This window comes from Arthrobacter sp. SPT-J7, from assembly GCF_059089965.1.
The window spans coordinates 1-3783 of record NZ_JBNHFF010000277.1 but is presented as its reverse complement, the minus strand read 5'-3'; the positions used below and the strand labels follow the sequence as shown (position 1 = coordinate 3783).

3 protein-coding genes are annotated in these 3783 nt (G+C 64.5%); 2 read left to right on the top strand and 1 reads right to left on the bottom strand.

What is annotated here, in order from left to right; genetic code table 11:
• The coding region (locus tag AC5RWX_RS31275; protein ID WP_494100083.1) for a class I tRNA ligase family protein at positions 1–578 on the bottom strand (578 nt) is incomplete at its 3' end.
• A 116-nt stretch (positions 579–694) separates the two neighbouring features.
• On the opposite strand from AC5RWX_RS31275, the gene AC5RWX_RS31270 reads away from it, so the two are divergent.
• Positions 695–1453, top strand: a complete 759-nt coding sequence (locus AC5RWX_RS31270) for an SDR family oxidoreductase (protein ID WP_494100082.1) — start codon at positions 695–697, stop codon at positions 1451–1453.
• A gap of 366 nt (positions 1454–1819) precedes the next feature.
• A partial coding sequence (ileS, locus tag AC5RWX_RS31265) for an isoleucine--tRNA ligase (RefSeq protein WP_494100081.1) occupies positions 1820–3783 on the top strand: 1964 nt, incomplete at its 3' end.

The following is a 3783-nucleotide window of genomic DNA, read 5'->3' as shown; positions in this document are numbered from 1 at the left end:
GCGCGCTGCGAAACTGCCCGCGAGTTGTCGTCGATGGTGCGGTACGTGAGTTCCCAGTCCACGGACAGGCCAAGGGTCTGGAAGAGGTTTTCGAAGACCTTCTCATCCTCGACTGCAAGCTCTTCACACAGCTCGATGAAGTTGCGGCGGGAAACGACGTCGAAGTCCCGCTGGTTCTTCGCAGGCTGCGCCGGCGGCTGGTAGTCAGCGTTGTACGGGATGGAGGGGTCGCAGCGGACGCCGTAGTAGTTCTGCACGCGGCGTTCAGTAGGCAGGCCGTTGTCGTCCCAGCCCATCGGATAAAAAACGTTCTTGCCGGTCATGCGCTGATAGCGCGCCAGTACGTCCGTCTGCGTGTAGGAGAACATGTGCCCCACGTGCAGCGATCCTGATGCCGTGGGCGGGGGAGTGTCAATCGAGTAGACCTGCTCCCGGGAGGTGTCCCTGTTGAACTTGTAGGTCCCCTCGGCAAGCCAGCGCTGCGTGAGGGCAGCTTCCAGGCCCTCGAGGGCCGGCTTATCCGGAACGTTGATGGGAGCGGTGGTGGGCGTGTCTGTACCCTGCGTGTCTTCAGCCATCTGACAATTGTTTCATGGACAGGCCCTTCCGCCGGTCCGCTGCGGCTGCGCTGCAGCCACGGTTGCCGTGTGTCATGCGGCAGAATGCTCCGGACGCCTGCCGCTAGGGTGGTGCCATGACTCAGGACTTCCAGAAAAAGGCAGCTTTGGTGACCGGCGCGAGCAGCGGAATCGGGGAGGCGACCGTCCGAGCCCTGGCAGCGCAGGGATGGACAGTGTTCGCTGCAGCCCGCCGCGCGGAACGCCTCGCCGCCCTCGAAGCCCAGACGGGCGCCGTCGGAATTCCTGCTGACATTTCCGAGGACGACGACGTGTCCCGGCTGCTTGCCCGGGTGACGGAAGCTGGGGGAATAGACACCCTGGTCAACATCGCCGGCGGCGCCCGGGGAGCGGATGCCATCGGTTCCGCGAATACCGAGGACTGGGAGTGGATGTACCGGGTTAACGTGCTGGGCACCATGAAGCTCACCCGGGCGTTCCTGCCGATGCTGCGCGCCACCGGCGAAGGTACCGTGCTGAACCTGACGTCCACGGCCGGCCTGGCTGCATACGAGGGCGGAGGCGGCTACAACGCCGCCAAGTTCGCCCAGCATGCCATGACCGGGGCGCTGCGGCTCGAGGAAGCGGAAAACAACCTCCGGGTCATCGAAGTCGCTCCCGGGCTGGTGTACACCGAGGAATTCGCACTGAACCGGCTGGGCGACCGGCAGGCCGCCGAAAAGGTTTACCAGGGGGTGGAGAGGCCGCTGACGGCAGAAGATGTGGCGGAAGTGGTCCGCTACGCCGTGACAGCCCCGCACCACGTCAACCTGGACCAGATCGTTATCCGCCCCGTCGCGCAGGCCGCAAACCATAAACTGATCCGTAAGGGCTGACTTTGGCACCTCCTGTTCCCCCACCAGCGCCTTGTTTCTGCTCACGCTACGTTATTGGTGGCGCGGCCAGGGAAATAGTAGACTCGTAAGCGGCTACGACCCGGCTATCACCGGTGAGCTTCCGGAAGAACGCGCAAACCACCTGCCAGGCGGGGAGCGTCAGTAGAACCGGACGGGTAAGCCCGTCACAGCAGTAATGAGAGGCCGGAGCAGGCACGTTCCCAAGGAACTGGCAGCGCCGGTAAGTGAGGTGGTACCGCGGTGGGCGTGGGGTCCGGAGGACAACACGGCAGCCGTCCTCGCATCCTGAACGGAACTGCCAGGCGCAAGCCGGCAGTTCGCCAAGCTCAACCCAGGATGTCGAGAATGACGTATTACCCCAAGGCCTCAGCCTCCGCCAGTGGCACGCCCGGCGTTTCCGCCTCCGTGAAGTTCCCGGAAGTCGAAGAGCGCATCCTCAGATACTGGGACCAGGACGGCACCTTCCAGGCCAGCATCGACCAGCGCAGCGCGGACGTTCCCGGCGGTGAACCCGGCAGCAATGAGTTCGTGTTCTACGACGGCCCCCCGTTCGCCAACGGGCTGCCGCACTACGGCCATTTGCTCACGGGGTACGCGAAGGACCTTGTAGGCCGCTACCAGACCCAGCGCGGCAAGCGCGTGGAGCGCCGCTTCGGCTGGGACACCCACGGGTTGCCGGCAGAGCTGGAAGCGATGAAGCAGCTGGGCATGACAGACAAGACCCAGATCGAAGCCATGGGCATCGACAAGTTCAACGATGCCTGCCGCGCCTCCGTGATGAAGTACGCCGACGAATGGCGCAGCTATGTCACCCGGCAGGCACGCTGGGTGGACTTCGACAACGACTACAAGACCCTCAACGTGGAGTACATGGAGTCCGTCCTCTGGGCGTTCAAGCAACTCCACGAAAAAGGACTGACCTACAACGGCTACCGCGTGCTGCCGTACTGCTGGAAAGACGAAACCCCGCTGTCCAACCATGAGCTGCGCATGGACGACGACGTCTACAAGAACCGCCAGGACCAGACCGTCACGGTGACCTTCCCCATCACCGCAGGGGAGTCCGAACTGTCGCGGCAGCTGGCCGGTGTCCAGGCTCTCGCTTGGACCACCACGCCCTGGACCCTTCCCACCAACGCCGCGCTCGCCGTCGGCCCTTCCATCACCTACGCCGTGCTGCCCGCCGGTCCCAACGGCATCAAGGCAGCCGCAGCCGACGCACCCGTCAGCGGCAGCTTCCTGCTCGCCGCGGACCTGCTGGCCAGCTACGCCAAGGACCTGGGCTACGACGATTTCCAGGCAGCACAGGCGGCCGTCGTGTCCACGCATACGGGCGCGGAACTGGAAGGCCTGGCCTACCAGCCGCTGTGGCAGGACTTCGCCGACAACGAAAAATACGGCATGGAGAATGCCTGGCGCATCCTGGTGGCAGATTACGTCACCACCACCGACGGCACCGGCATCGTCCACCAGGCACCCGCCTACGGCGAGGACGACCAGAAGGTCTGCGAAGAGGCCGGCATCCCCGTGATCCTTTCCGTCGACGAGGGCGCCAAATTCCTCCCGCTCTTCAAGCACGGCGACCTTCACGACATCGTGGGCCTGCAGGTCTTCGAAGCCAACAAGCCGATCACCCAGGTGCTGCGCGCCCAGGGCCGCCTGGTCCGCCAGGCCAGCTACGAGCACAGCTACCCGCACTGCTGGCGCTGCCGCAACCCGCTGATCTACCGGGCGGTGTCCTCCTGGTACGTGGAGGTCACCAAGTTCAAGGACCGGATGTCCGAGTTGAACCAGGAGATCAACTGGATCCCCGGCAACGTCAAGGACGGGCAGTTCGGCAAGTGGCTGGAAAACGCCCGCGACTGGTCCATCAGCCGCAACCGCTACTGGGGCAGCCCCATCCCCGTGTGGCAGTCCAGCGACCCCGAATACCCCCGCACCGACGTATACGGCTCACTTGCCGAGATCGAGGCGGACTTCGGCCGGCTCCCGCTGAACAAGGACGGCCAGGTCGACCTGCACCGCCCGTTCATCGACGAACTGACGCGGCCCAACCCGGACGATCCCCGCACGCCCGAAGAGGGCCAGTCGGTGATGCGCCGCGTGGAGGACGTGCTGGACGTCTGGTTCGACTCCGGCTCCATGCCGTACGGCCAGGTGCATTACCCCTTCCAGAACGAAGCCTGGTTCGATACCCACAACCCTGCCGACTTCATCGTGGAGTACATCGGACAGACGCGCGGCTGGTTCTATATGCTGCACATCCTCTCCACGGCCCTGTTCGACCGCCCGGCTTTCCGCAACGTCAT